The sequence below is a fragment of the Nostocoides sp. genome (assembly GCF_035343835.1).
GTDB lineage: Bacteria > Actinomycetota > Actinomycetes > Actinomycetales > Dermatophilaceae > Nostocoides_A > Nostocoides_A vanveenii.
The window spans coordinates 1-5,999 of sequence record NZ_DAOQZV010000064.1; the positions used below are offsets into that span (position 1 = coordinate 1).

Here is a 5,999-nt window from a genome sequence, read left to right on the forward strand (position 1 = left end):
CGACACCCAACCAGCGCACGGGCCCCCGTTCCTAACTTCTGCTAGCAGACTTTAGGTGTCCTACAGCAGGGTGCAACCTACCCCAACGTCACCCAGCCTGTGCTGAGTGGGGGCAGCACAAAGCCGGCCCGGGGCGTGCGCGCCGGGCCGGCTCCGTGGACGCAGACGCGTCAGTGCATGAGGATCGGGGTCGCCGGAGCGTCCTCGTCGTCGAGCAGGTGGCTCTCCTCTTGCTTGCGCGGCAGGAACCACGCGGGGATGAGCGTCAGCAGCACCAGGAAGGCCGCCACCAGGAAGCTGTGGCCGAAGACCTTGCCCATCGCGTCGGCGACGGCGCTGCTCAGGGCCGCACCACCGGCGGCCATGTCACCACCGGCCTTGGCGAAATACTCGCCGACCAACGGGAACTGGGCCAGGATGGTCTGCAGCTTGGCCGGGTCGGTGACGCCCTTGCTGGCCTCGGCGAAGGCGCCGGCCTGGGAGACAAGCTTGTCATTGGTCAGGCCGTTGGTCAGGACCACCGACATGATGGCGACGCCGACGGAGCTGGCGATCTGCTGGGCGATGTTGATCAGCGTCGAACCGCGGGCGACCTGGTGGGCCGTCAGCGTCTTGATGGCCGAGGTCATGATCGGCATCATCGTCGCGCCCATGCCCAGGCCCATGAGGAAGAGCACCGGGATGATGTAGCCCCAGTAGGACGTGGTGCCGTCGACCCGCGAAAGCAAGAACATCCCGCTGATGATGGCCACCAGACCGAAGGGGACGATCCGCCCGACCGGCATCTTGTCGGCGAGCGCGCCGGCGATCGGCATGGTCAGCATCGCGCCGATGCCCTGCGGTGCCACCAACAGGCCAGCGTGCAAGGCGTCCTCGTGCCGGACGTTCTGGAAGTAGGTCGGCACCAGCAGCAAGCCGCCGAAGAAGGCCGCCGCGAAGATGAACATGGTGATGACGGCGACGGTGAGGTTCTTGTTCTTGAACAGGCGGAAGTCGAGCAGCGGGTGTTCGGGCTTGAAGCTGTAGATCACGAAGGCCACCAGCAGGGCCAGACCGGCGCTACCCCAGCCCATGACCTTGGCGGAGAAGAAGGTGCCCTCACCCGGGATGGAGGAGATGCCGTAAAGGAACATCGCCAGACCGGGGCTCATCATCAGCATGCCGAGGAAGTCGAAGGACTCGCTCGGGACCGGGCGGTCCTTGGGCAGCGCCCACGCGGCATACGCCAAGGCGATCAGACCGAGCGGCAGGTTGATCAGGAAGATCCAGTGCCAGCTCGCGGCATCGATGAGGTAGCCACCGAGGATCGGCCCGAGGATCGGGCCGAGCAGCATCGGCACACCGAGGATGGCCATCAGGCGGCCCATCCGGTTCGGGCCGGCGGCGCGGGTCATGATGGTCATGCCCAGCGGCATCAGCAGACCACCGCCGAGGCCCTGCAGGACCCGGTAGAGGATCAACTGGTTGATCGAGCCGGCGGATGCGCACAGCACCGAGCCGAGCGTGAAGAAGGCCACCGCCATCATGTAGAGGCGCTTGGTGCCGAAGCGGTCGGCCGCCCAGCCGGTCAGCGGGATGACGGCGGCGAGAGCGAGGGTATAGGCGGTGACCGTCCACGCGACGGTCGAATAGGCCAGGTCCTCCCCACCCTCGGCGAAGGTGTGCTGGAGGGTCGGCAGCGCGACATTGACGACGGTGATGTCGAGAATCGACATGATCGCGCCGAGAACGACGACGCCCGCGATCTTCAGGACGGCGCCGTCGATCTTGTCGGGATAGTCGGTCGGCGCCGGATGGGTTGTGGCTGTTGACACAGGTGGGCTCCGGTGATGAATGGAGGGGATGGGAGCCGGCGAGCCGAAGTGTCGACTGGGCCGGCAGGGCCGGCGTCTCGGCCGGGCGATCAGAAAAGTGTAGCGCAGTTGAACGTTCATTCTTTCCGGTTTTCTGACGGCCACGTCGCCCGCTTCCCAGTCGCGCAGGTTAGCGTCAGACGGTGACCGACGCTCCCGATATCGCCACCGTCAGCCAACTGCGTGCCGCCGGCCATCACGCCCGCGGCGTGCGGGAGGAACTGCGCGAGAACCTTCTGGCCAAGCTCGCTGCCGGCGAGAACCCGTGGCCGGGCCTGCACGGCTTCGATGAGACGGTGATCCCGCAGGTCGAGCGGGCGATCATCGCCGGTCACGACATCGTCCTTCTCGGCGAGCGCGGCCAGGGCAAGACCCGCCTGCTGCGCACCCTGGTCGGCCTGCTCGACGAGTGGACGCCGGTCATCGCCGGCTCCGAGCTCGGTGAGCACCCATATGACCCGATCACCCCCGCCTCGATCCGCCGCGCCGCGGAGTTGGGCGATCACCTCCCCGTGGAATGGCGCCACCGCTCCGAGCGGTATGCCGAGAAGCTCGCCACCCCGGACACCTCGGTCGCCGACCTGATCGGCGACGTCGATCCGATGAAGGTCGCCGAGGGCCGCCATCTCGGTGACCCCGAGACCATCCACTTCGGGCTGATCCCACGCTCGCATCGCGGGATCGTCGCCATCAACGAGCTGCCCGATCTTGCCGAGCGGATCCAGGTCGCCATGCTCAATGTGATGGAGGAACGGGATATCCAGATCCGCGGCTATGTGCTGCGCCTGCCGCTCGATGTGCTCGTCGTCGCCAGCGCGAACCCCGAGGACTACACCAACCGCGGGCGCATCATCACCCCATTGAAGGACCGCTTCGGGGCCGAGATCCGTACGCACTATCCGGTGGCGCTCGCCGACGAAGTGGCGGTCATCGGCCAGGAGGCGCACCTCGTCGCCACTGTCCCGCCCTTCCTGACCGAGGTGCTCGCCCGCTTCACCCGCCACCTGCGTGCGTCGACTGCCGTGGACCAGCGCTCGGGCGTCTCTGCGCGCTTCTCGATCGCGGCGGCTGAGACCATCGCCGCGGCCGCTCGGCATCGGGCGACCCGTCAGGGCGAGTCCGAGGCCGTCGCCCGGGTCGTCGACCTGACCGCCGCCCTCGATGTCTTGGGCGGCAAGGTGGAGTTTGAGTCCGGCGAGGAGGGCCGCGAGCGCGCAGTGCTCGATCACCTCCTACGGCTCGCGAGCGCCGAGACCGCGCGCGAGACCTTCCGCGGCATCGACTTCCGCCTACTCGTGGAGGCTCTCGCCGGCGGGGCGCTGGTGGCCACGGGCGGTCAGGTCGCGGCCGGCGAATTCCTCGCCGCTCTGCCCGATCTCGGCAACTCCTACCTGTATGACGAGGTCGCCGACCGGGTGGACGCGACGACGACCGGTGAGCGCGCCAGTGCCCTGGAGATGGCCCTCGAAGGCCTCTATCTCGCCAAGCGGATCGGCAAGGACACCGACGGTAGGGCCACGCTCTACGGTGAGTCCGCGTGAGCCGCCCGCGATGAGCGGCTCCCGCTACGGCCCGTATGCCGGCGGCGACCCCCTCGCGCCGCCCGTCGACCTCGGCGAGGCTCTCGCCGCGATCGGGGACGACGTCATGGCCGGCTACTCACCCGAGCGCGCCTTGCAGGAATTCCTGCGCCGCGGCAGCGACAGGCAACGCGGGCTGGACGACCTGGCGGCGCAGGTCGCCCGGCGGCGCCAGGAGTTGTTGCGCGGCAACCGCCTCGGCGCCACCCTGGAGCAGGTTCGTGACCTGCTCGACAAGGCCGTCCTGGCCGAGCGCAAACAGCTCGCGCGCGAGCTGGACGACGACGCCCGCTTCGCCGAGATGCAACTCGATGGCCTGCCACCGTCCACGGCCGGCGCGGTGACGGCGCTCGGCGACTACTCGTGGCGCAGCAGCGACGCCCGCGCGGCATACGAACAGATCAAGGACCTGCTGGGCCGGGAGGTGCTGGATCAGCGGTTCGCGGGCATGAAGCAAGCGCTCGAAGGCGCAACGGAGGCCGACCGCGCGGCGATCGCCGCGATGCTCGCCGACCTGAACGACCTTCTCGAAGCACACGCTCGCGGCGAGGACACGGGCGAGCCGTTCGCCGAGTTCCTGGCCAAGCACGGTCAGTTCTTCCCCGAGAATCCGAGATCGATCGACGAACTGATCGACGCCCTCGCCGAGCGGGCCGCGGCCGCGCAGCGGATGCTCAACTCGATGACGCAGGAGCAGCGCTCGGAGTTGATGACGCTCTCGCAGCAGGCGTTCGGTTCGCCGCAGTTGTTGGACGCCCTGGGCCGGCTCGACGCCAACCTCCAGGGGCTGCGACCGGGCGCGGACTGGGACGGGTCCGAGCGGTTCAGCGGCGAGCACGGGCTCGGACTGGGCGACGGCACGGGGATGCTGCAGGATCTCGCCGAGCTCGACCAACTCGCCGAGCAACTCTCCCAGGCCTATCCGGGCGCCCGGATGGACGACGTCGACGCCGACGCCCTCGCGCGGCAGGTGGGCGACCAGGCGGCGGTGGATGCCCGGGCGCTGCGCGAGATCGAGGAGGCCCTGCGTGACTCGGGCTATCTCAAACGCGGCTCCGACGGCTCGCTCCGCCTCTCCCCCAAGGCGATGCGCCAGCTGGGCAAGAGCTTGTTGAAGGATGTCGCGGACCGCATGTCCGGGCGGCTCGGCCAGCGCGATCTGCGTCTGGCCGGCGCGGCCGGTGAGCCCAGCGGCGCCACCCGGGCCTGGGAGTTCGGTGACACCGAAAGCTGGGATGTCACCCGCACGGTAACGAATGCCGTTCTGCGGCAGGTGAGCTCGGGCGGCGAGGTGAGGCACGGCATACGGCTCGATATCGGGGATGTCGAGGTGACCGAGACGGAGGCGCGCACCCAGAGCGCGGTCGCGCTGCTCGTGGACACCTCCTTCTCGATGGCCATGGACGGGCGTTGGCTTCCGATGAAGCGCACCTCGCTGGCGCTCCATCAGTTGATCTCGACGCGCTTCCGCGGCGACCGGCTCCAGCTGATCGCTTTCGGCCGGGCGGCTCAGGTGATGGACATCGACCAGCTCACCGGGCTCGAGCCGATGTGGGCCAAGGGCACCAATCTCCACCATGCGCTGTTGCTGGCCAACCGGCATTTCCGCAAGCACCCCAATGCCACGCCCGTGCTGCTGATCGTCACCGACGGCGAACCGACATCGCATCTGGAGCCGGACGGCGAGATCTATTTCGAATACCCGCCGCATCCGCTGACGATCGCGCTGACCGTGCGCGAGTTGGATGCCGCGGGGCGGCTGGGCGCGCGCACGACCTTCTTCCGGCTCGGCGATGACCGGGGCCTGCAGCGCTTCATCGACCAACTCGCCCGACGGGTCGACGGGCGCGTGGTCGCGCCGGAGACCGAGGATCTCGGGGTCGCCGTGGTCGGGTCCTACCTGGGTTCGCGTCAGTCCTGGTGAGTATTTAGTCGCGGGCGGGCGACGGGAGCATGGTGACGCGAGTGAGCGCATTCGCCATCGACAGTTGCAGCCGCTCCGGCGGGATGCCCAGGCCCATGAACATCTGGAAGGCGATGGAACCGAAGATCGTCAAGCTGGACTCGACGAGGAAGTGGCCGAGGATCTCCAGCAGCACGAAGCCGTGCAGGGCCGACCAGAGGCCGGTGCTGACCAGGTGCGGCTCCAGCGGGCGGGTTACCCCGGATTCGACCAGGCGGGTCGAGAGGCCCAGCAGGTGGTTGTAGGCCTTGAGGCCTTCGGGGGTCTCCAGCAGCTTCGGGGCCTCCGAGACGTCGGCGCGCACGCCCCGGGAGACGCGCACGACCGCGTGGTTGAACATCAACTCGTACTCGTGCGGGTTGACGATGGCGAAATTGCGGTAAGCCATGCCCATCGCGAGCATGTCGGCCACCGGGTCGTCGGTGATGCCGGCGGAGGTGATCGCATCGCTGAACCGGCGCAGCGAGACCTGGGAGACAGCGGCGCCCAGGCCGCCGATATTGCCGAAGTTGGGTATAGAGGGCGGTCGTGGACACACCGACATCGCTGGCGATCACCCGGGCCTGCAGACCGGCGACGCCCTCCTTGGCGAGCCGCTCGCAC

At 68.5% G+C, this 5,999-nt stretch carries 4 protein-coding genes; 2 read left to right on the plus strand and 2 right to left on the minus strand.

Going from position 1 to position 5,999, the window contains the following annotated elements; translation table 11 throughout:
- Positions 1–170: 170 nt before the first annotated feature.
- Entirely contained in the window at positions 171–1,814 is a 1,644-nt protein-coding gene (locus PKH97_RS06580; RefSeq protein WP_324386609.1) for a DHA2 family efflux MFS transporter permease subunit, read from the minus strand.
- A 182-nt stretch (positions 1,815–1,996) separates the two neighbouring features.
- On the opposite strand from PKH97_RS06580, the gene PKH97_RS06585 reads away from it, so the two are divergent.
- A complete protein-coding gene (locus PKH97_RS06585; protein ID WP_324386610.1) occupies positions 1,997–3,394 on the plus strand; it encodes a sigma 54-interacting transcriptional regulator in 1,398 nt (465 codons plus the stop codon).
- A 10-nt stretch (positions 3,395–3,404) separates the two neighbouring features.
- Positions 3,405–5,357 (plus strand): VWA domain-containing protein, encoded by a 1,953-nt coding sequence (locus PKH97_RS06590; protein ID WP_324386611.1) that lies wholly within the window; start codon positions 3,405–3,407, stop codon positions 5,355–5,357.
- 4 nt (positions 5,358–5,361) lie between these two features.
- Here the strand turns inward: PKH97_RS06590 and PKH97_RS06595 are convergent, their stop codons facing one another.
- Complete coding sequence (locus PKH97_RS06595; RefSeq protein WP_324386612.1) at positions 5,362–5,934, minus strand: TetR-like C-terminal domain-containing protein; 573 nt, start codon at positions 5,932–5,934, stop codon at positions 5,362–5,364.
- Positions 5,935–5,999: the final 65 nt, after the last annotated feature.

Coding starts and splice junctions, on each gene's coding strand:
- PKH97_RS06590 (WP_324386611.1), top strand. CDS start 3,405: ATGAGCGGCTCCCGCTACGGCCCGTATGCCGGCGGCGACCCCCTCGCG.